Genomic DNA, 22,657 nt, shown 5'->3' on the forward strand with positions numbered 1-22,657 from the left:
ACGGAATGGATACAGAAGCATCTAGTTCCGTTTCTTGTTGATTTCCATTGTAAAGGTTCGCTGTATTATGGTAGTTTTTTGCAACTAAATCTAAATCTTTTAGACTTGTTTTGTACTCTATCAAATACGGTTGGTTGATCTCTTTTACAAAATTAATCTGAAATCCTGGCTCACCTTGTTCATTTTCCATAAATTCTATGGAGTAATCCTCACCTGGTACGGCTTCTTTTTTCTTTGTTCCATTTTTCCCACCAGTAAGCTCCATTAAATGTACAGTTATGGAGTCTTGCAATAGTTGCTGATTACCTTGAATAAAGTCTTTAACAACCGCATTATCTAGCGTTTTTAAATTATAATTGACACCTATGTTCCAAGTGATTTCCTTTGTTACTGCATTATAGGAACCATTTTTAAAGCCGTTCTGCTTTGTGTACTCATCCGGTGTAAATTTATTCTTAGCACTTTTATCTTTAGGTTCTCCATTCGCATCATCCCAAGACAGATTAGCTTGGTTAATAAAGTCCTCACTCTTATTTGCAAGTTGGTCATAATCAAATGTTGTCGTATAGTTGATCCAATGTGGTTCCGTTATTGTATTCTTAAATTGAATTACAAATTGATCCGCTTCATTTTTAGAAATAATATAATCTGTTCCTTCTTCTAATGCCCCGCCTTCTTTTTGAATTCTGAAAAAGTTACCAGATTCTTCATCCTTTAATAAAGTTAGACCTTTATTGGTAAAAACATCTTCTAGAACAACGTTGCTCATCTTTTGACTATCATGATTAAAGGAAATTTGCCACTCCACCGTTTTATCCTTATAATTTGGATTACTATGGTTTTTGAATAAGATCATCTGACCAATTTGTTGCTTACCTTCATCCGTATGCTCTCCACTATTTACCGTATTAATTATTTCCTCGCCATCAAACACGCGCTCAGAAGCTTTCGTTTTGTAAACAATTTTATAGGCAGAAGAAATATCTTCGTTAAACTGTAAATGGAAACCATTTTTTCCATCTTGTTGCCTCGGGGTTACTGTATAGTTAGTAACAACTTCCCCTTTACCTACTTCTTTTCCATTCTCGTTCAGCGTGATTTCTCTCACTTCAAACGAGTCTTCCACCAACTCTTGGCTGCCATTAAAAACGTCTTTTAACAGTGCAGCTTTTTGAGCAATGTTTTTCTGATTATAGTTATAGCGAATTTCCCAAGTGATTTCTTGGTTATCACGATCATAATCTACAGCTTTTTTTTCTAAAGCTTTACCTCTGCCAACCTTTACAGTTGCATCGGCACGTACATCATCAAAACTTTCCCCTGTTAACGTGGCTTTGTTTTTGAAGGTATCATCATCTTCATTTGTAATGTCTGTTACATATACGAGACGATAAGCGGAACGAATATCATCCTTAAATGCAATCGCAAAGTCTTTCCCACCAGCTGTTTTTCCTATGGTATAAGAGTTAGGATCAACTTCTTCGCCTTGAGTCACTTCGCCATTAAGCTTTGTCTCTAAATGATATAGTTTGATCGATCCTTCTTTAAGCGCTTGCCCTTCTTCAATCGGATCGATTAACTTCGCATTACGAATCGTCTCTAGCGTTTTGTTGAAATCAACCGTCCATTCAATTTCTTCCGCATTATAGGAACGATTCGGGATCCCTTTTTTCTCCACAGCTGAACCGCCCGGGTTAAAATCGATTGGAATGGTCATGGATTCTTTGCCTTCAATTGGTGTAATCACTAATTCTTTGTCTTTGTTAATAACGGTTTCTTCGCTTAACTCTGTCCAAATCTCAAAGTTTCCACTAATTTTGGAATATTCTTCAATGAACTTGGTAAACTCTATCGTCGCTGTTCCATCTTTTGTGACAGATAGATAGCCAATTGTTTTTCCATCGAATTTCATTTCTGCATGATCAACCTTACTATAAACGTCTAACTCTGATGGTACTTGAAAACTGTACGTATCGCCCTCTTTATATCCATGTCGATTCGGTAATTCCCACCAATATTTTATAGCAATGATCGAACCTAGACCTGGTTTTTCTATGGGCTCACCTGTTTCAGCAGTTTCATAGGTTACCTCATAGCGAGTTAATATATCCTCTTCAATCTCCTTTAACGGAGCAACTTTTTCTGAAGCTTGTTCTGCTGTCTTCTGCTGTTCTTCCTCAACAGGCTCCTCTACTTCTGCTTCCGAATTTGCCTTTTCATCACTGTTTTCTTTTTCCTTGGCATCTGTAGCATTTTCCGCTGTTTGTTCTTCGTCAGAACCTGTTTCATCTTGATTCACTGCTGAATCGCCTGCCTGCTGTTGTTCATCAGCTTCTGTATCTTCTGCCGTCTTCGCTATTTTAACAGCAAACGTTCCGCTCGCTTCAGGGAGTTGATGAATTTCCTTATTAAAACGAATGGTTAACGTATTATCTTTATCTACAACATAACTACCCACTTCCGTTTCTGCTACCAATAGCTTCTCTTCCTGCTTTTCATCAATTTTTATAGCAGTAGGGAGTTGATCGGTATAATCCTTATTTGGTTCGGCAGCTATACCTTGAACGGACCAATCTACTTTTAAATGTGTTGCTTGTTGTATATCTTCTAATGGAACAATTTCCCCTGATGTATCCATTAATTCCATATTATTAATTAATCCATCATTGCTTATGCCTTGCGCGTTAATTTGCATGGGAAAGGCTAGGCTACTGGAAATTGTTTGTAATAAAAGAAATACAATAAAAAGCACACTTAACTGTTTCTTCAAAATGCTACCCCTTTCCATATCTTTGTTCGTCGTTTTCCACAAGTGTTAAAACGAGCGATCATTCCTTTAACATCGTACTTTCACTAAACTTACTCCCACACCTATATACCCATATAGGTATGAAAATCCTTGTCATACTTAAATAGAACCTACTCTTTACATTAAATAGGTTCAGACGAGACCACTTTTTTACGGCGTCTATATTTCATCGATGATTGCTTTCTTGTTTGTTGAAAGAACCTTTGTAAAACTGATACACAAATATAGAACGCGAGATCTGTTTTTTGTTCTCAATCCCTCCTTATTTTTCTTCCTTGTTCTCTGCATTTACTGAAGTAATACTAGTTTATGAGGTTTTGTATCTTTTCATTTGCTTCCGTATTACCAAATTAGACACAAATCTTCATTTCACCCGTACCCCCATATGATTTATGCCTTTTACATGTCACACATATAGTCTGTGTCACACAAGTTATTCTCTCTATGTCTATAACTTTTCCGCTAAATTATACTAAATCAAACTATACAAAAACTATACAAAATAAGCCGTTAACAACAAGTGAAAGACTAATATAAAAAATTATAGCGCTTTCGTTTAAATACACTTGAAATATAGAATGAAATCAGCTTCGTTCTTAATAAAGAAACATATGGGCAATTCTCTTAGTGGATGTATCTCATTTGAATTATGTATAAAAACATTCTGTAAGCGATCCTTAATTGGTGGTAAAAATTCATACAAGCCGTATCCGTTTCTTATGGAGAAAGATTCATTCTTTTCGAAGAACGAACAAAGAGGGTATTTTGCAGAATATGGTAGAATGATAATACTGACACGCTTCATTTACAACGAGGGATTTGGAGAAAAGCTGCATGTTTGATTCGTTAGAAAAACTTGGCTTGTCGCCAAGTCCTTATGGCGAAAGGCGTAGTTTTTCTTATACTATAAACCTTTAAACTTTTATACTTTCCTATAGTGGAACAAAGGCTCGGGGCGCCCGTTTAGCAACGTAGCGACTGGAACGAATCAACTGAGATAAAGGAATCACGGTGAGGAACGAACCGATGATGACTTATCTTAGGGCAATGGAGTGAAGTCGCCTAGTTGCTGGGCGCTGGAGCCGGACGGGGCTATTTCGTTGAATCCGCATGCCAAAGCAACAAATTTTATACTAAAATAAGCACATATTTTAACAGAAAGTAGATAAAAAACGGTGCCAGCTATTCAAGAATGAACGTAACAAGCGTGCTTGTTAGAAAAACTTGACTGATATCATATCCAAAGATGTTTTTTCTTAAACTAAAATCCCCAAATTTGATATTTTTTTATCTTGTAAAAAAGATAGGTAACCTTCTAGCGTGGTTTATCAGGTCTTTATACAAAAGCCGAACAATCAAATAATAATTGCTCGGCTTTTATCGCTATCTTAACATCGTTCACTTTCCGCTAATACAACATCTACTTCTTCGGAAAACAAAAGTCGTTTTCTTATGGCATCTGCAACTCGTGCTCATCCTGCAATCTTGACTTCACTAAACGTATACCAATGAGCTATTTATTATTCGTTTTTAATGGACTGTTTTTGTTTTGTCCATATACTAGCCTCATTAAGAGGACGTCCACGTTCCGCCATTAATATGAATAGCTTGTCCTGTCATATAGGAAGCCTCATCTGAAGCTAACATCACATATGGCCATGCATGTTCTGACGGCTGACCAGGTCGATTCATTAGGGTATCTTGACCAAAATTTTCTACACCATCTTCATCAAAAGAGGATGGTATAAGTGGTGTCCAAACTGGACCAGGGGCAACGGAATTAGCACGAATTCCTTTTTTAGCTAAGCTTTGTGCAATACTACGTGTGAATGCAGTAATTGCTCCCTTCGTTGCCGAATAATCCATTAAAATTGGATTTCCTCTATAGGCATTTATGGACGACGTATTAATAATGGAGTCTCCAACATGCATATGGCGAACTGCTGCTTTCGTTAAATAAAATTGAGAGAAGAAGTTAACTCGAAATACATCCTCCATTTGTTCATCGGATATATCTAATATGTCCTCGTGTATAAATTGAATCGCAGCATTGTTAACTAAAATATTAATTTTCCCAAACGCTTCTACCGTCTTTTCCACAAGATTCTGGCAATGGGTAGCACTCTTAATATCACCAGGAAGTAGCATACATTTACCTCCTTCAGCTTCAACGAGTTCTTTTGTTTTTTCTGCATCTTCGTGTTCATCCAAATAAGAGATAGCTACATGAGCACCTTCTTTTGCATATAGAATGGCAACTGCACGCCCAATGCCACTATCTCCTCCAGTTATTAACGCGACTTTGCCTGCTAATTTCTCGGAACCTTTATACTCTAGCGGCTGATGCGGTAATGGATGCATCTCTGATTCCAACCCTGGCTGCCGACTTTGACGTTGGCGTGGTGTGCTACCTTTTTGCATGTTTTCTGGTTTCATATTCTGTCTACCTCCTTCAAATCTTTTTACCATCACGGATAGTGTTCCATTCCACGTGAAATCATCACCCAAACATCATTTGTACCATTTTTAGCATGTAGCAAAGGAAATATACGAAATTCTTCAACCTTAGAAGCAAATACTCCATGAAGGGATGTTTCTTTTTGTATGATAGCCTTTAGAAACCATTGGCTTATTGCGAAATCTTTTTTACAGCAAAACTTGTACTTTTGCTTTGTATGTGTAAAATATTTCTCGCGGAAGGTATTAGAGCTAATTTCTAGTCAATAAAGAGAAAGGAGCTCCATTATAAATAACCAGTTAGTGTAGTGTTTTTCCCAGCGGTCACTAGTTACAGTTTGCTTATGCATTTATAAACAATTGTTAAAAAAGTGTACATAAATAGAGTGATGGAAATATTTGGATTATAACTATGTAGAGAAAAACTTGACACATACCAATCACATATGCCTTTTTTCGTATCAAGCTTTATTTGCTATAATAAGCGTGAGTGCTATAGATAAGGGAGAGAAGAACCATTACAACGATTTGTTTTATTCGTCACGGACAAACGAATTGGAATAAACAAGGCAAGCTGCAAGGGAAAACAGATATTCCACTAAATGACACTGGGCGAGAGCAAGCACAGGCATGTGGGAAATATTTACATGCTCATGATTATGATATTCTAATCTGCAGTCCTTTACTTCGCGCAAAAGAGACTGCTGACATTATAAATCAGCACTTACATTTGCCAATAATAAAGATGGATGATTTTAAGGAACGCTCTTTCGGTGATGCAGAAGGACTAACGATGGAAGAAAGAAAACATAGATATCCAAGTGGGCATTTCGCTAACCAGGAAGAACGGGTAGATTTTAATCAACGCGTAATGGCTGGAGTTGAGAAGGTAAACGAACAATATCCGCAGCAGCGTGTGTTATTAGTTGCTCATGGCGCTGTTATCAACGCTATTTTAGCTGAAGTTTCTAATGGAGAAATTGGCTCAGGGAAAACATCGCTGATGAATGGTTGTATGAGCAATATCCATTTGAAAGAACAAACTTGGCATATAAAAGATTATAACCAAGTTGGTCATTTGCAATAGTGCTATTTTTACTGAGCATGAGACAGGCTGGGGCCTATCGCAATCTATTTGGCGACAAGCCATTGCTTTTCCTTATACGATAAACGGTAAAAATCAAATACTTTCCTATCGTGTGAAAAAAAGTATTTCGTCAGGGGCTTTTTAATGCTATTTCAACGAATCGACACGGTTTTTGTGCTCGTTCCTCATTTAGAAACAGCTTAAAATTGGTATACCAAAGTACTGGAGCTACCAGTTCTATTCGAAGACGTTACAAACCATCTTATCGTCCTAAAGGTAGGAGAGACACCGCTTACTTTATGGAAAGCAGATACAACCTATGAAAGCAATCGTCCACCGCATTTTAACTTTTTCTCAGAAGATATAGAAACAGCGCACAGCCATTTGCGAAATAAGGGCGTTACGGTAGAAGCAATCGAAACATATGATAGTATGAGCTCTTTTGTTTTCTACGATCCTTTCGGCAACAAACTGGAAGTCTGTTCGTTTTAGTAACAAAAAACTATTCTTGGGAGTATGATAAATTCACTGTAAGACCAAAGTACAATTACCCTCCAAGTATCGAACTCCGCTGAAATGACATGTTTTACGAATAGGAAGCCCTATTACGAAGCGTTGGAGCCAGACCTAGAATCACTCTCCAACGCTTTTTCAGTGAGTTTTCGTGTATACGTAGTACTAGCCTCTTCTAATCAACGGTATTATTTTCACAATAGACTTATACTGTTAAATATTCCTTTTCCAACAAGTAGTGAATAACCCGTTGCGTTGCTTCTTCCACAGATAATTTCTCTGTATCAATGGTTAACTCAGGAGAAATCGGCGCCTCGTAAGGTGCATCAATACCAGTAAAGCCTGCAATTTCACCAGCTCGTGCTTTTTTATACAACCCCTTTGGATCGCGTTCTTCACATACTTCTAAACGGCATTTCACGTATATTTCAATAAATTCATTACTTGGTAACAGCGCTCTTACCAAATTTCGATCATCTCGATACGGAGAAATAAAAGCAGTTAATGCAAGCACCCCTGCATCAATAAACAGTTTTGATACTTCGCCAATTCTTCGTATATTTTCTGATCGTTCCTCTGCAGTAAACCCAAGATTCTTATTTAACCCATGGCGAATATTATCGCCATCTAACCGATACGTGTGAATACCTAGTTGATAAAGTTTTCTTTCTAGCTCTACGGTGATCGTTGATTTTCCAGATCCAGATAACCCTGTAAACCAAAGTACAGCACTTTTATGCTTGTTTCGCTTTTGTCTCATTTCCTTTGTTACTAGAGAACCATGCCAAGAAATATGCTTTGATTTACTCATTTTCTCCCTCCTAAAACCACCAAAAGTATACAATAATTACCGTAATGAACATAACGAGGATACTTAGTGGTGTCCCTATTTTCACATAGTCTTTAAATGTGTAACCACCAGGACCATATACAATGAGATTTGTTTGATAACCAATTGGGGTAATAAAACTAGCAGATGCGGCAATCGTCACCGTTACCGCAAAACCCATTGGATCTAAACCCAGTGTTTCCGCCATCTCAAAGGCAATTGGAATCATCAAAATAGCCGCCGCGCTGTTCGTAATGATTTCTGTAAATATATTCGTTACGATATAAATAAGTAACAGTAAGGTAAATAAACCCAGCGGCTTTCCTACAGTTACTATCCCATCAGCAATCCAAGGGGCAAGACCTGACTTCATCGTTGCTATCCCAATACCAAAGGAACAGGCAATAAGCACCAAGACATCAAAATGAATATATTTTTTTATTTCTTCCATCGTAACTACCTTCATTGCTAGCATAACAGCAACGACGATGGCCATTGCTTTAAACATACTTAGCACGCCGATGGTGATGAGTATAATCATTATTAAAAATATAAGGATGGTTAGCCAGCCTTTAAAGGAAGGCCGATGAACCATATGCATGCAATGAAATGGCATAATGACATAAAAATCTTCCGACTGCCGATACTTGTCAATGAAATCAGCTCCTGCTAGCAATAATAAATGATCCCCTGGCTTTAACAAGATATCGCCTATCTTGGATTGGAGCTGTTCATTATTTCGGTGAACTGCGATAACTCCAGCATCATATAAAGATCGAAACTTCGCTTGCTTAATGGATTGATAAAGTAAAGAAGATTGGTGCGACACTACAGCTTCTACAATGGTTGAGTGAGCCTTTTTTAATTCATCAACATCCATAGGCTTTCCCATGCTTAATGTTAGCCCTTTCGTTACTTGCACCCCGGTTAATGCCGTAATCAAACCGGTGAAAATAAGACGATCTCCTGCTTGAATTCTGGTTGTCGAGCGAATCGGGAATACGCGTTCTTTATCACGGACAATCCCTAATAAATAAATCCCCTTTAACTCTTTTAATCGTGCCTCTTTTACCGTTTGATTTATCCCTGGAAATGAATTCTCTACGATTAATTCTGCCATATACTCCTTAGAACCTTTTCTTACCTGCTGTTGAAACCCTTTCTGATTAGGCAAGAAATGTCTCCCTATGACAATCAAATAAATAAGCCCTACAACGGTAATGGGAATACCAATAACTGCTAACTGAAAGAGGGAAAATCCATCATACCCGTAATCTATTAGCATGCCATGCACAACGAGATTCGTCGATGTTCCCATCAATGTAATCGTTCCACCTAAAATAGTTGCATAGGAAAGGGGGATTAAGAATTTAGATGGTGCAATTTGATGCTCCTCACACCAATTTTTAAGCATTGGTGTGAAGGTAACAACAATCGGTGTGTTATTAAAAAAGGCAGAAAGAGCAGATGTTGGTATAAGCACACGGATCATAGCACCAATGAAACGATTACTTTTATTGAGCCAACCTTTCATTATAACCTCAATCATACCGCTTTTCTGAATCGCACCCGCTATTACAAATAAAAGAGCAATGGTAAGCATTCCTTCATTTGAAAAACCAGCCAATGCATCTTCTGGTTTCAAAATACCTGTTACTAACAAGATGGTTAACGCAGTAAACACAATAATGACTGGACGAGCAATATCCATAATAAGCGCACCAATCATGCCACATACTACAACAGCAACAACGATCATTTCATACGACATACGTGATCTTTCCTTTAATTAACGTTGTCTTAAGCCTTCTATTAAAACTTTTGCTACTTCTGGTCGCGAGAATTCCTTTGGCAAATGCTCACCATTACGTAGCTTTTCACGTACTTTCGTTCCACTTAAATGCACGTGGTAGGTTTTATCATGCGGACATGTTTTTTTTGTTGCCATATTTTCGCATGTCGTGCAGTAAAAGGCATGTTCAAAAGCAAATATTTGTATTCCCAGCTCTGCTTCGTATTGACGAATCAACTCCTGTGCTTCATAAGTGCCATAAAAATCGCCAACACCTGCATGGTCTCGCCCAACGATAAAATGTGTGCAACCATAATTTTTTCGGACAATCGCATGTAATATTGCTTCCCTTGGACCAGCATAACGCATCGCTGCGGGATAGATAACTAGTCTTGTTCGATCTGGGGGAAAATATTTATCTAAAATCACCTCATAGCTTTTCATTCGAATCGCAGGTGAAATATCATCCGATTTTGTTTCTCCTACTAAGGGATTAAGTAGTAGACCGTCAACCGATTCTAATGCGCATTTTTGAATATATTCATGGGCACGATGGACTGGATTTCTCGTTTGGAAGCCAACAATCGTTTTCCAGCCTAAATCTTTAAATAATTGCCTTGTTTCCACAGGATCGAGCTGATAATTAGCAAATGGATTATTTGATTTCTTTTGTAGGAGCCGAATAGGTCCAGCTACATATACTTCCCCTTTTTCATAAACTTTTCTCACGCCTGGATGTTCAGGATCGGTGGTGCCATACACTAATTTTGCTTCCTTTTCCTTTTCGTAGTGAAACTTTTCAGTAAGATCTAAGACACCATAAACCTCATTGTCCTCCCCTACAAGAGCAATTTGCTCACCTATCTCTAATGTTTCTGCTTGCGTTTGTTCTACATCTAGCGTGATAGGGATGCTCCAAATCGTTCCATCCTCCAGACGCATTTCTTCTACCACCCTCGTATAATCAGACTTGCCCATGAAACCAATCAGAGGACTAAATCCTCCATTTGCTATCAATTCCAAATCAGATACATGCCAACGATTTAATGTGATTGTTTTTAAGTTCCCTATGATTTGTAAAAACATATCCCGTTCTTCACAATTCACTTGCCTTTGAATTAATTTTCCCCCATGTGGAATGTTACTCACATCTTCCGTTGTTGATCGCAATGAAACTCCCTCCTATTCCTATTTATCAGATTAAGATCTGTAAAACGAGCTGGATCATTGATGACAACAAACAACCAGTACCTAAAAGCCCAATCACTCAGATACTTCGCTCAACCCCTTGTTTAATGGGAAAGACAGAAAACCCTATGAAAAAAACTCTATTTACGAAACAACGTGCTGTTCGTAATAACGGTTCATTTCTATGACCATTCGACCCATTTTTGGTTTTGTTGGATAAAAAACGTTTTGAATATGATAATTTTTTAATTCCTGTGCGGTTACCTTCCCAACTGCTGCAGCTAAGACAAGCTTATGAAATGCAGCTACCACCTGCTTTTGTTCTTCATTAGAGAGAGATTGGAACAGATTCTGAACCTGTTTTTTACTCGTAAAAATGACTGCATCAAGTGATTGATCTATAATCGCAGCTTTTAAAGCAGTTAAGATCTCTGCTTCTGGTTGCCGATAATAATAAGGTTTTGCCAAATAAACGCTGTAGCCTAAATGCTCTAATGCGGCTTGTAACCACGCATCGTCTTGATTATACGCTTGGATATATACACGTTTCCCCTGCTCGTCAGCATGAGCAAGTGTCGATATTAAGTCTTCCATGGTACCATCTTGTGATATAAACGTAGGGGAAATCGCATGCTTTTTTAACCAATGAAGTGTTTTACTACCGCGAACGGCTAGTGTTGTGCGCCCTAGCTTCTGAATAAAATCGGCATCGCAATTTTGACTTTGGGCAACCCTTTCTAAGCTTTCTACGCCTATCCCAGTTGTCAAAATAATAAGATCAAACGGCTCTGATAATAAACAGGAAATATTTTCCACGCATATAGCCTCATCCAATACTTGCTCGCCTTGGATAGAAAAAATCGCAGGGATAGCGTTATTTTTTTGTACTAATGTAGCTATCTGTTCTGCTCTTCGTGTAGCAGCTATACCTATTTTTTTATTACATAACCCTTTCACTAGCATCCACTCCCTCTACGATCTGCTTCAGCGACTGGAGTGCTTGAAGCTGTTTATCTTTACAAAGAAATTCATCAGAAACAAGCGCTTGTAATTGTTTTTTCTGTTGTTGCTTCTCCAATGTGGATTGTTTCAGTAGCTGTCTACTTTGGTATAAAAATTCTACATAGTCTTCATAGTCTTTGTTATAGATAGATTCAAGCTCTTGCTTCATTTTTGCTGCTAGCATTGGACTCGCTTCATTCGTTGAAATGCTAATAGATAATCTTCCTTGCCTGAAATGAGCAGGGAAATGAACAGGGCTTCCTACTGCATCCGAAGCATTATTTACGAGACACCCCGTCGGTGCCGACTCACATACGAATTGGTTCACAGATGGATCATTTGTAGCTGCAATAACGAGCATAGCCTGTGGAATATCCGTAGCCTCGAATGTCTTTTGTCGCCATATAAGAAGGTCTGCTTCCCAATCCGCTCGAATTGCTTGATTAATCGTAGGACTAATAACTGTAATTGGAGCATTACTTTCCTTGATTGTATTTATTCGTCTTGCCGCTATGGTGCCTCCACCAACAATGACGACTTGCTTCTCTTTTAAATCAATCATTAAAGGAATACGCGCCATTTGTATCACATCCTTTTTGTGCTGTTCGTTTTACGATATTGCCTCTATAACACGATCCTTCAATGCTTCTTGCATCACAGGATGCTGGCCTAGCTGCTGACAAACAACGATTTCATTGTCATTAAGTTCCATATCTGCAACCTTTTGATGAATATGTCGCATTAGAAATCCGGTGAACCAGATATATGGGATAATGACGATTTTCGAATTTTTCTCTGTAACAACGGCTTGCAGTTTTTTATCAAAAGACGGTTCACATGCCGCTAAATAACAGGCTTCGATGTGGTTTAGTTTTGTTATTCTTTTCAGCTTTCGTACAATCGTTTCTATATCTATGACCGTTTGTGGATTGCTACTACCTCTGCCTACTAGCAGTACCTTCATATCTGGTCTCTGTTCTGCAATTGCTTGCTCCATGCGCTCAGCTAATAGGTGAATGATTCGATCCTGTACACCGAGAGGCTGACCATAAGAAAATGCAATAGCTGGATATAATCTCCTTTGTTGTGCAATCGCCTGTGGAATATCCTGATAATAATGACCTGCCTGTAATAATAGGACAGGTATAATAGCGATGCTGGTCGCCCCTTGAGCTACCAAATTAGCTATTCCTTGCTTCATATTAGGAGAAGCCAATTCGAGAAAACAGACTTCTTGTAAAGGGACATTTATTTGTTCTTTTACTACTTCTAGAAATGTCACTGCCTCTTCCTTAGCATCAGCATAACGACTTCCATGACTTACATAAAGTACGCCTTGCATAAGATATCCCCCCTTTTTTCACGAACTGATTACAGCACCGAGCGGCTCGCTTTCTTCACTTGCCATTTCTTCAAACCACTGTATGTGCTCACGCAACCGAACAACCTCGCCAATAATAAGCATCGCAGGGTTTTTAATCTGCTTTGCTTTCAATGCAATTGTTTCTAACGTACCCGTGACCGTTTGTTGTACTTGTGTTGTTCCATAATAAATAGCGGCAATTGGTGTCATCGCATCTCTACCATAACGAATTAAATACTTACAAATGTCGGAGAGGTTTTTAACCCCCATATAGATACATAAAGTATCTGTGCCCTTCGCAAGATGTTCCCAATATGCTTCACTATCCTCTTTCGCCCTAGTTACACCCGATACAAAAGCCACAGAGGAACTAATTTGACGGTGGGTTAAAGGGATTCCCGCATAAGCTGGCGCAGCTGATCCAGACGTGATTCCTGGTACAATTTCAAACGGAATTTGATATTTTCTTAACGCTAGAACTTCCTCTCCTCCTCTGCCAAATATAAAAGGATCTCCCCCTTTTAATCTCGTAACTACCTTTCCTTGACTTGCATAATGACAAAGTAATTGGTTAATTTGTTCCTGTTTTAATGCATGATGATCTGGACGCTTCCCACAATAAATACGTGTTGTCTGTTCTGGTGCGTAAGCTAATAATTGTTCATTTACCAAACGATCATATAAAATAACATCTGATTGACTGATGATTTTGACACCCTTGATCGTAATTAAATCAGGATCCCCTGGCCCTGCCCCTACCAAATATACCTTTCCGATAACTCCCTCCACCTCTTTCACCATCACCTACAACCCCCATTATTTATGAAAATCCAATCCAGAATATACGGCTTCTACATAATTTGTTCGAATAACAAAGTCTCCAAAATGCTCCCCGTCTAACCTTTCCTTTGCATACTGCGTTATAATTGGTTTTAGTGTGTCTAAAATCTCTTTTTCTCCTATATTTTCCCTGTAGAGCTTGCTTAATCGTTCCCCAGTAAAACTTCCGCCCAGATATAGATTGTACTTGCCAGGTCCCTTACCTATAAACGCTATCTCAGCTAAAACTGGTCGTGAACAACCATTTGGGCATCCTGACATACGGATAACAATTTCTTCTTGATGGAGACCTGCTTCTTGAAGAATTGCTTCTATTTTGTCAATGAAGGAAGGTAGATATCTTTCTGACTCTGCCATTGCCAAAGCACATGTCGGTAAAGCTACACAAGCCATCGAATTACGCCGCAAACCACTAAGTTGACCGCCATTTATTAGTTTATACGTTTGAATAAGTTGCTCCATCTGATCCCTCTTATGTTTCGTAACATTGGCAATAATTAGATTTTGATTAGGCGTTAAACGCAAGTCTCCCGTATGAATCTTAGCAATTTCTCTTAGCCCTGTTCGGAGTTGATAATCCCTTGTATCTTTGACACGCCCATTTTCAATGAATAATGTAAAATGCCACATATCATTTGCTTCCTTCCACCCATAGCTATCGCCATTACTTTCAAACTGATAATCTTTTGGCTCTTCCAACTCCCAACCTAAGCGTTCGTGCAGTGTTTGTTGTAGCCAATCAACTCCCCTTGCATCAATGGTGTATTTAAATCTAGCATTCTTTCGGTCAGAGCGATTTCCGTAGTCCCGCTGAATCGTAACAATTTGTTCTGCTACAGCAATCACTTGATCAGGAGAACAGAAGCCTATCACCCGCCCTAATTGGGGATACGTATTGGTATTTCCATGTGTCATGCCCATACCACCACCAACGGAAATATTAAAACCAATTAGCTTATTAGCATCTTGAATGGCAATAAAGCCAAGATCTTGCGAGAATACATCAATATCATTTGATGGGGGGATTGCAATCCCAATTTTGAATTTCCTCGGTAAATAAGTTGATCCATAAATGGGTTCTATTTCCATTTCGCCTCGTGAGTCAACCACTTTTTCTTTATCTAGCCAAATCTCATGATATGCTCCCGTTCTTGGTGAGAGATGGTCACTGATTGCTTGCGCCCATTTCTGCACTTCCTGATGGATTGCTGATGGATACGAATTGGTACTGCACATCACATTTCGATTGACATCGCCACAAGCGGCTAATGTATCCATAAGTGTATGATTAATCTCTTTTATTGTGTTTTTTAAATCCCATTTCAAAATGCCATGCAGTTGAAATGCTTGCCTTGTCGTTAAACGAATGGACCCGTTTGCATATTTATCAGCAAGTTCATCCATCACCAGCCATTGTTCCGGTGTAGCAATCCCTCCCGGCACACGTACCCGAATCATAAATTGGTAGGCAGGCTCTAATTTTTGGCGTCTTCGTTCATCTCGTAAATCACGGTCATCTTGCTGGTAACTGCCGTGAAACTTCAATAATTTATTATCATCATCCGAAATTGCCCCCGTGATTGGATCTACAAGTCCTTCCGTTATCGTTCCCCGTAGAAAATTACTGCGCTTCTTTATTCGCTCCATATCATCTAAAGATCTCTCATGCAGATCATCTTTTTCTTTTGACATTGCGTTGAACTCCCTCCATTCACTCATACCTTTTTTAACCAACACATCACTCTGAATCGCAACGAATCAATTAATACACATCTCGCTGATAACGTTTTTCTAGACGCATTTGCTGCAAATAGGATTCGGCTTTTTCTTCGCTCATGTCACCCTCTTGCTTTAATATAGTCACCAGCGTTTGATGCACATCCTTCGCCATATGCTTCTCATCGCCACATACATAAACAGCCGCACCAGCTTTTAACCAATTATAAAATTCGTTGCTTTTTTCAAGCATCTTGTGTTGGACATATACTTTTTGGTCGGTATCTCTTGAGAATGCGACATCCATCCTCGAAAGCACGCCTGCTTTTAGCCACTTTTGCCAATCTACTTGATAGAGGAAATCACATAAAAAATGCTGTTCGCCAAAGAAAAGCCATGTTCTTTGCTTCTCTTTCGTTTCCTCCAGCTCTTCCAAATAAGAACGAAAGGGCGCCACTCCCGTACCAGGCCCAATCATAATGACTGGCGTTTGCGGATCATTAGGAAATTGAAAATTAGGATTTTTTTGTATATATATGGGCAACTTATCGCCTATTTCCACTCTTGTGGAAACTTGCCCCGAACAAACTCCAAACCGCTCACGTCCATGGGTAACATAATGGACCTTTCCAATCGTTAAATGAACTTCATCTGGATTTGCTTTGTAACTACTGGCGATAGAATAAAGTCGGGCTGGAAGCTTCCGCAATATGCTCACAAACTCCTCTGGCTCCAGCTTCTCAGGTGGAAAATCAGTCACTAAATCTAGAACATCTCTTCCCTTTATATAAGCGGTTAATGTTTCTTTATTGCCTGCTTTTATAAAATCGCTTAATGCGCTGTTTGCAAACAGTCTCTCTGCCTTTTCTAACATTGGTATTGTTAAAACAGTTATTTCAAAATGAGATAGCAATGCTTCACGTAATGATCTTATTTCTCCTTGCTTATTCACAGCTAGGCTTTGGTCCGCGTCCCATGTGAGCTCCGTTAAGAGTTGCTCTACTAATTTCGGGTCATTTTTTGGATAAATTCCTATACTATCTCCTGGCTTGAAGGTGAAATCTGAGCCTTTAAGAGATAGTTCTAGATGGTGCGTTTGTTTTTGAGAGCCACGTCCACTTAACGTTATATTCTCTACAACCTCTGCCATAAATGGATTTGTTCTTGAAAAAACAGCTTGCTCGGAAACGACCATTCCGTCCTTTTTCTGATCTAAAAGCGCGTGATGGTCAACAACATCCGATGAATGCTTTAAAACATCTAGAACACCATCCATCCACAAGTTTGCTTGTTCATCAAAGTCTAAATCACAATCTACTCGCTCATATAATCTCTCTCCACCTAATTCCTCTAGACGTTTATCCAAATCCTTTCCAGTCTGACAGAAGAATTCATACGACGTATCACCAAGTGACAGCACAGAAAAACGCAATTGTTCCAATTTAGGTGCCTTTCTACTATGAAGAAATTCATAAAAAGATATCGCATTATTTGGCGGATCACCTTCCCCATGGGTTGCCGTTATAATTAATAAATCCTCCATCTTTTTTAATTTACTTGTTTTGAAGTCATCAAGAGCTAACAAGGTCACCATAAAATTAGCTACATCTAGTTTTTCAGCCATCATTTCACTTAATAAGCGAGCTGTTCCTGTTTCTGAACCGTATAGTACCGTTACTTTTCTTGTGGATGTACTAGCAGGCATTGGCTTACTATCTACTTGCGGGGGTGAACTACTAGTATGCTGTACTTCTTTAGACATCACTCCTGAAAGGTAGCCGCTTAGCCAAACCTTTTGGTTATCCGTTAAAGTTGGTAATAAACGACTTAATTGCTCAACTTGTTTTTGATTAAATGGACTATTTATCACATTCAACGACAACATGCTCACCTCCTTAATTTCTATATGCACATTAAATGCTTAGTATACCAATTAAAATACTAGGAATTAGGTGAAATAAAAAAGACGCTTTATCAAATCATCTCAAATTCCTGTCGTCATTATTTGTATGCAGACCACATTCTGTTTTCGTTTGCCCCGTCCATCTTCCTGCACGCAAATCATCGGATTCTGTTACTTGTGATGTACAAGGGATACACCCAATACTCGGAAAATTATTATCATGCAGTTCATTATACGGCAATTCTCGTTGTAGAATGTAATTCCAGACATCACCCCAAGTCCAATGTATCAATGGGCATACTTTAATACTTTTAAATCTTTCATCTTTATTCACAAAGTCTGTTTTACTCCGACTTAATGACTGCTCTCTGCGAAGTCCAGAAATCCAAGCCGGCACATTGTCAAGCACCTCTTCAAGCGGTTTGATCTTACGAATAAAACAACATTGATCTGGCTTCCGCTTCCATAACGCTGAGCCATACTTTGCGGCCTGTTCGTCAACGGTCAAATCAGGTTGCTTTAGATCAATTCGCAAATCAGGGTATCTGTTCTTTACTTCATCAATAAGATCGTACGTTTCTTGAAAATGTAACCCTGTATCTAGAAAGACAATCTTCGCATTTGACTTCACCTTAGATAGTAAATCGATGAGTACCATACTTTCTGCACCAAAGCTACATGCATATACAATGGAATCTCCATACAGATCATACGCCCAACGTAAAATCGTGAAAGCACCCTTTGTATCATCAGTAGGGCTGAAATCTTGAAAAGGGTCGACAGTAAAATTTTGATACGAAAGTATTTGTCGTGTCAAAAACTATCCCTCCTACATGTATTCTTAACGATACTGAAGGTTAAATCACCTTCATGTTGCACTGAAATGAAAAAGAATTACGCTCTTTTTTCAAATGGTAAGAAGAGCAATGTTCCATTTTATCTTATGCCCCTCTTACCTATCAGATGACTAGTTAGACAAAGCATTCTAAAAATCTGTTTCCAAGATAATATAGAATTACCAAGTCCCGCTGAAAATAATCTTTGCATATATTGCTTGATATATTATATCTTTTTCCAAGAAAAGTCAACGCCTTTTTTAAAACATAAGAAAAATTTGATATTATTTTATATTCTAGAATAAATTAAGTGTGACTATAATTTGGAAGGATCGTAGAAAAAGCGTATACCGCATTGTGATGTTTCACTTTACGATATTGCTTTTAACCCAACGACGCCAATGATGATTAAGCCTAAGCTAAACACACGTAGCTTGTTTGTTGATTCCCCAAAGAAAATCATATTCATCAATACAGCTCCAGCTGTCCCAACTCCCATAAATACGGAATAAGCAACACTGACAAGCAAATGAGAGAAAGAGGCATAGAGAAAAGCAAACGATGCGCCTAATCCTCCAAGATACAACAGCCCATTTGCGACGGTCTTATTTTGACTATATAACCGCAAGCCTAAAACGCCGATGATTTCAAACACAGAAGCACATGCTACTAGAAGCCAACCCATTATGAACGCACCTCCTGCTTCGTTGTTTGCTCTGGTGCATCAAATAATTTCAAACCAATGACACCTAAAACTAACAAGAACATAAAGAAAATTTTCCCCATATTTAAGCTTCCTCCAAATATATAAACATCCATTAACGCCGTTCCTACTGTTCCAGCTGCCGCAAAGATAGCGTATACCGTTCCAGTTGGAATCCCTTCACACGCTTTGGATAAGAAATGTAAGTCTAGTAAAATAGCACCTATAATTAATACCCAATGCCACCACGTAGATGCCGTGTTAAAGCCATAAATCCAAATTAATTCAAATACACTTGTCAATACAACATAGATCCATGATTTATTCATTTCAATACTCCTTCTCCCTCGTGACTGACTATCAGTCATTATAGTGCAAGAAAAACTTGGCTAACACCAAGCTGTATATTCAAAACTGGGAATACCACCAATTTCATATGGCGATAGGCCTCGTTTTGCTTATACGTCATTCTAAAGTACAGAAAGTTCTTTCTATACCTATTTTGCCAAACTATTGACATAATGCATGTTTAGCAAAATCCAATACTTCTTTCTTTTTCTGATTTGCTTTTTCTTCATCATGTTTATCAAACAAGTAAGATTGTTCAGCTGCTGCTTCAATTAATCCAATTAATAATTTTGCTGTTGCCTCTACATTGATTGATTCACGCAACATAGCGGTAGATTTAGGTTGATTTAAAAACTCCTGCATCCAAGCATAATAAGGTTCATAAATTTTCTCCCACTCACTTAAATATTGACTGGAAGCCAACCCAGCAAACATAAGCGCATAAATTTCTCGATAATAGTTTGTTATTTTAAAGGCAACATGAACGACCTGTTCCAATTGTGTAATAAATGCTTGCTCAACGTTTACCTCTTCCTTCATCGCCTCTACAATCTTTTGCACCATCACTTCAGCGATGGAAGGCATGACTGCTAATTTGGATGGGAAATATAAATAAAAGGTTCCTTGAGCCACACCTGCACCTTTCACAATATCGGATACCTTTGTTTTTTCAATGCCCTTCTCTTGAAAAACATGAATGGCAGACTGAACAATCTTCTGTTTTTTATTATCCATCCCCTCACCTCCATACACCTATTTAATGACTGATTATCAGTCATTTTACAGCCCATTTATGCTTTTGTCAACTTCAACTTTTGGCCGTTCTTCATGTCATATATATAATGCAAAAAAGAGGGGGCTTAACCCTCTTTTATTTTATCTTTCGTTGTCTCCAGATTTTGTTGCTCCCAGTTTATAAATCCGCCTTCCACGTTAATAACGTCAAATCCTTGATTTATTAACATGCTTGACGCAATCGCTGAACGCTTTCCTGAGCGACAATGGACAGCAACAGGCTTCTTTGGATTTAATTCATCCGCACGTTCTGCTAATTTTGGAAGCGGAATATGCTTGGCGTTTGGAATATGTGCTTCATCCCATTCATCTATATACCTGACATCCAACACTTGAACATCATCACGCTCTCTTTTCTTGTCAACTACAGATGGGGATTGCGTATCATAGGTTAGCTTCTCAGATGCACTATCTATGACAGACGTAGCAAAAAATCCTTTTAAGTTATCCATCCCCATACCAAGCATTATTTTACGTAAAGGGGCAAATTGATGTGGCTCTGCAATAAGGTATATCGTTTTTTCATAATCTGCTAAACGACCGAGCCATTCGGTAAACATATCAGGATAAGGAAGATTAATTGTTCCTGGGATACTTCCAGTAGCAAATGTTTGGATACTCCGTGTATCAATTACCATCGTCTGGTTATCTTGTGCTAATTCGGCTATTTCGTCACCAGTAAGCTGCATTTCTACCGGTGATGGTACTTGCTGAAGTGGTGTCATACCTGTTTTGTTTACTTCCTTCATCTTTGCAAAGTAAGCAGGTGGTTCTGGCTGTCCATCCAATAACAAGTTGATAAAAGCTGTTTCTTCGGTTGGTTGAAAAGCTGGATTAAACAATCGTTCATAGCCCACTGTGCTTGTCGGTACTGCCCCAAGAGCCTTGCCACAAGCACTTCCTGATCCGTGGCCAGGCCATATTTGTACATAATCCGCATACTTTTTAAACCGCTGAATAGAGCTAAACATCTGTCTTGCTCCCTCTTCGGCAGATCCTACTACGCCTACTGCCTTCTCTAACAGGTCAGGACGGCCAACATCGCCTACAAATACAAAATCACCTGTAAATATACCCATTGGCCGATCAGCAACAGCACCATCGATTAATTCATAAGCCATATGCTCCGGTGTATGTCCAGGGGTGTGGACTGCTCGCAGCTGTACTTTCCCTAATTGGACGGTATCTTGATCACGTAAACCTTTTACAGGTAAGTAGCTACTCCATTCATAGCCCCCATTATCTACACCTTCTATGGAATGGTAAATTGTTGCCCCCGTTCTACGTGCAAGTTCTGTAACTCCCGATACAAAATCAGCATGAATATGTGTTTCCACTGCTGCAACAATTTGAAAACCTTGCTCTCTAGCTGTTTTTAAATACCCCTCTATATTTCTAGCCGGATCAATAACAGCTGCTTCACCAGTAGCTTGGCAAGCTACCATATAAGAGGCTTGAGCTAAAGAAGTTTCATAAAAATAGTTTAGATACATACATAAACCCCTTTCTAATTAAATATATTGCGAATATTCAAATATACAATCCTGAAAAGTGTCCCCAGCTATGCAGCTAGGGAGCTATCCACTGCCTTATTAATTAATTTCTTTCTTACAATAGTACCAATCTACGCAATCATACTCCTGATTATTCATGCGCTCATTGGCTTCTTCTTTTGTTTGCGGTGGTTTAACAATTCCTTTATCACCAGGTTGCCAATTTGCAGGAGTTGAAACTCCATGCTCATCCGTTGTCCGCAATGCTTTCACAAGTCGGACAATTTCTTCCATGTTTCGCCCTGTTGATAATGGATAATAAATTAAGGCACGAATCGTTTGATTATCATCAATGACAAATACCGCTCGTGACGTTTCTGTGCCATCGGATTCGGGCATAATCATCCCATATTTCGTAGCAACTTTCTGATTCAAATCAGCAATAATCGGAAATTCAATGGTTGTATTAAAGTTTTCTTCAATATTTCTCGCCCAAGCAATGTGCGAACTCACACTATCAATACTTAAGCCAATTAATTCTGTATTCATCTCACGTAGTTGGTCATAGACTTCTTGAAAAGCTACAAACTCAGAGGTACATACGGGTGTGAAATCAGCTGGATGCGAAAACAATACAACCCATTTTCCCTTATAATCTATTAAAGAAATGTCACCATGGGTCGTTTTTGCAGTAAAGTCAGGTGCTTTTTCACCAATTCTTGGCAAATTGTATACCTGTGTCGCTTGGTCCATTTGCTCCATCGTAAATCCCCTCTCTACTTTTATTCTTACATAATGCCTATACCTCTAGCCTACTAGAATTAAACTGTATATAGCATAAAAATAGAAATTGTCATCAATTATTAACAATTGAAACAAGCAAACATATGTTGAAAAGCAATTATAACATTCACATGTATCCTTTTTAGAAACCTTTACTTCTCGTCATTTTTTTACGACCAAAGCCATATTTTGCTTACACA

The 22,657-nt window shown here is 38.6% G+C and carries 18 protein-coding genes and 1 pseudogene; 2 read left to right on the top strand and 17 right to left on the bottom strand.

Annotated elements, in window-relative coordinates; genetic code table 11:
* Positions 1 to 2,770, bottom strand: a 2,770-nt coding sequence (locus tag HLX49_RS05460) for a collagen binding domain-containing protein (RefSeq protein ID WP_296360964.1), incomplete at its 3' end; no start/stop codon positions are given.
* A 1,608-nt stretch (positions 2,771 to 4,378) separates the two neighbouring features.
* Complete coding sequence (locus HLX49_RS05465; protein WP_077702007.1) at positions 4,379 to 5,245, bottom strand: SDR family oxidoreductase; 867 nt, start codon at positions 5,243 to 5,245, stop codon at positions 4,379 to 4,381.
* Between the two features lie 538 nt (positions 5,246 to 5,783).
* Between HLX49_RS05465 and HLX49_RS05470 the strand changes: the two genes are divergently transcribed.
* Positions 5,784 to 6,353 carry a histidine phosphatase family protein gene (locus HLX49_RS05470; RefSeq protein WP_101933131.1) on the top strand — a complete coding sequence of 190 codons (570 nt, stop codon included), beginning with the start codon at positions 5,784 to 5,786 and terminating at the stop codon, positions 6,351 to 6,353.
* Between the two features lie 216 nt (positions 6,354 to 6,569).
* Positions 6,570 to 6,845 (top strand): annotated as a pseudogene (locus HLX49_RS17070) (VOC family protein); the annotation flags it as partial.
* A gap of 226 nt (positions 6,846 to 7,071) precedes the next feature.
* On the opposite strand, the gene cysC reads toward HLX49_RS17070, so the two are convergent.
* From cysC to HLX49_RS05545, 15 genes are all read right to left on the bottom strand, one after another.
* Positions 7,072 to 7,677 carry an adenylyl-sulfate kinase gene (gene cysC, locus HLX49_RS05475; protein WP_296360965.1) on the bottom strand — a complete coding sequence of 202 codons (606 nt, stop codon included), beginning with the start codon at positions 7,675 to 7,677 and terminating at the stop codon, positions 7,072 to 7,074.
* Between the two features lie 10 nt (positions 7,678 to 7,687).
* Positions 7,688 to 9,466 (bottom strand): SLC13 family permease, encoded by a 1,779-nt coding sequence (locus HLX49_RS05480; RefSeq protein ID WP_296360966.1) that lies wholly within the window; start codon positions 9,464 to 9,466, stop codon positions 7,688 to 7,690.
* Positions 9,467 to 9,484: 18 nt separating this feature from the next.
* Positions 9,485 to 10,657, bottom strand: coding sequence for a sulfate adenylyltransferase (gene sat / locus HLX49_RS05485; RefSeq protein WP_077702018.1), 1,173 nt, complete (start codon positions 10,655 to 10,657; stop codon positions 9,485 to 9,487).
* Between the two features lie 162 nt (positions 10,658 to 10,819).
* A complete protein-coding gene (locus tag HLX49_RS05490) occupies positions 10,820 to 11,632 on the bottom strand; it encodes a uroporphyrinogen-III synthase (RefSeq protein ID WP_077702021.1) in 813 nt (270 codons plus the stop codon).
* Positions 11,616 to 12,257 carry an NAD(P)-binding protein gene (locus HLX49_RS05495; RefSeq protein WP_077702024.1) on the bottom strand — a complete coding sequence of 214 codons (642 nt, stop codon included), beginning with the start codon at positions 12,255 to 12,257 and terminating at the stop codon, positions 11,616 to 11,618. Before HLX49_RS05495 ends, HLX49_RS05490 begins: the two co-directional genes overlap by 17 nt.
* 30 nt (positions 12,258 to 12,287) lie before the next feature.
* Positions 12,288 to 13,019, bottom strand: a complete 732-nt coding sequence (locus HLX49_RS05500; RefSeq protein ID WP_296360967.1) for a sirohydrochlorin chelatase — start codon at positions 13,017 to 13,019, stop codon at positions 12,288 to 12,290.
* Positions 13,020 to 13,037: 18 nt separating this feature from the next.
* Entirely contained in the window at positions 13,038 to 13,817 is a 780-nt protein-coding gene (gene cobA, locus HLX49_RS05505; protein WP_296360976.1) for a uroporphyrinogen-III C-methyltransferase, read from the bottom strand.
* A 39-nt stretch (positions 13,818 to 13,856) separates the two neighbouring features.
* The gene (gene cysI / locus HLX49_RS05510) at positions 13,857 to 15,572 is read right to left on the bottom strand and encodes an assimilatory sulfite reductase (NADPH) hemoprotein subunit (RefSeq protein ID WP_296360968.1); all 1,716 of its coding nucleotides are present in this window, start codon (positions 15,570 to 15,572) and stop codon (positions 13,857 to 13,859) included.
* Between the two features lie 70 nt (positions 15,573 to 15,642).
* Positions 15,643 to 17,478, bottom strand: a complete 1,836-nt coding sequence (locus tag HLX49_RS05515; RefSeq protein WP_077702145.1) for an assimilatory sulfite reductase (NADPH) flavoprotein subunit — start codon at positions 17,476 to 17,478, stop codon at positions 15,643 to 15,645.
* Between the two features lie 97 nt (positions 17,479 to 17,575).
* The gene (locus tag HLX49_RS05520; RefSeq protein ID WP_101933123.1) at positions 17,576 to 18,316 is read right to left on the bottom strand and encodes a phosphoadenylyl-sulfate reductase; all 741 of its coding nucleotides are present in this window, start codon (positions 18,314 to 18,316) and stop codon (positions 17,576 to 17,578) included.
* 389 nt (positions 18,317 to 18,705) lie between these two features.
* The gene (locus HLX49_RS05525; protein WP_073010466.1) at positions 18,706 to 19,020 is read right to left on the bottom strand and encodes a DMT family transporter; all 315 of its coding nucleotides are present in this window, start codon (positions 19,018 to 19,020) and stop codon (positions 18,706 to 18,708) included.
* On the bottom strand, positions 19,020 to 19,367 hold the full coding sequence (locus HLX49_RS05530; protein WP_073010723.1) for a DMT family transporter: 348 nt from the start codon (positions 19,365 to 19,367) through the stop codon (positions 19,020 to 19,022). The genes HLX49_RS05525 and HLX49_RS05530 overlap by 1 nt, the downstream gene beginning before the upstream one ends.
* A gap of 181 nt (positions 19,368 to 19,548) precedes the next feature.
* Positions 19,549 to 20,121: a TetR family transcriptional regulator gene (locus HLX49_RS05535; protein WP_296360969.1), complete on the bottom strand. Its 573-nt coding sequence runs from the start codon at positions 20,119 to 20,121 to the stop codon at positions 19,549 to 19,551.
* Positions 20,122 to 20,246: 125 nt separating this feature from the next.
* Positions 20,247 to 21,674, bottom strand: a complete 1,428-nt coding sequence (locus HLX49_RS05540; protein ID WP_296360970.1) for an MBL fold metallo-hydrolase — start codon at positions 21,672 to 21,674, stop codon at positions 20,247 to 20,249.
* A 99-nt stretch (positions 21,675 to 21,773) separates the two neighbouring features.
* Entirely contained in the window at positions 21,774 to 22,436 is a 663-nt protein-coding gene (locus tag HLX49_RS05545; RefSeq protein ID WP_101933120.1) for a peroxiredoxin, read from the bottom strand.
* Positions 22,437 to 22,657: the final 221 nt, after the last annotated feature.

The organism is Virgibacillus sp., assembly GCF_013393565.1.
Taxonomy (GTDB): Bacteria; Bacillota; Bacilli; order Bacillales; family Amphibacillaceae; genus Virgibacillus; species Virgibacillus dokdonensis.

Bases quoted from the DNA above. Each gene is read 5' to 3' on its own strand.
- HLX49_RS05465 (WP_077702007.1), bottom strand. From the start codon at position 5,245: ATGAAACCAGAAAACATGCAAAAAGGTAGCACACCACGCCAACGTCAA.
- cysC (WP_296360965.1), bottom strand. From the start codon at position 7,677: ATGAGTAAATCAAAGCATATTTCTTGGCATGGTTCTCTAGTAACAAAG.
- HLX49_RS05480 (WP_296360966.1), bottom strand. From the start codon at position 9,466: ATGTCGTATGAAATGATCGTTGTTGCTGTTGTAGTATGTGGCATGATT.
- HLX49_RS05495 (WP_077702024.1), bottom strand. From the start codon at position 12,257: ATGGCGCGTATTCCTTTAATGATTGATTTAAAAGAGAAGCAAGTCGTC.
- HLX49_RS05500 (WP_296360967.1), bottom strand. From the start codon at position 13,019: ATGCAAGGCGTACTTTATGTAAGTCATGGAAGTCGTTATGCTGATGCT.
- cysI (WP_296360968.1), bottom strand. From the start codon at position 15,572: ATGTCAAAAGAAAAAGATGATCTGCATGAGAGATCTTTAGATGATATG.
- HLX49_RS05525 (WP_073010466.1), bottom strand. From the start codon at position 19,020: ATGGGTTGGCTTCTAGTAGCATGTGCTTCTGTGTTTGAAATCATCGGC.
- HLX49_RS05530 (WP_073010723.1), bottom strand. From the start codon at position 19,367: ATGAATAAATCATGGATCTATGTTGTATTGACAAGTGTATTTGAATTA.
- HLX49_RS05535 (WP_296360969.1), bottom strand. From the start codon at position 20,121: ATGGATAATAAAAAACAGAAGATTGTTCAGTCTGCCATTCATGTTTTT.
- HLX49_RS05540 (WP_296360970.1), bottom strand. From the start codon at position 21,674: ATGTATCTAAACTATTTTTATGAAACTTCTTTAGCTCAAGCCTCTTAT.
- HLX49_RS05545 (WP_101933120.1), bottom strand. From the start codon at position 22,436: ATGGAGCAAATGGACCAAGCGACACAGGTATACAATTTGCCAAGAATT.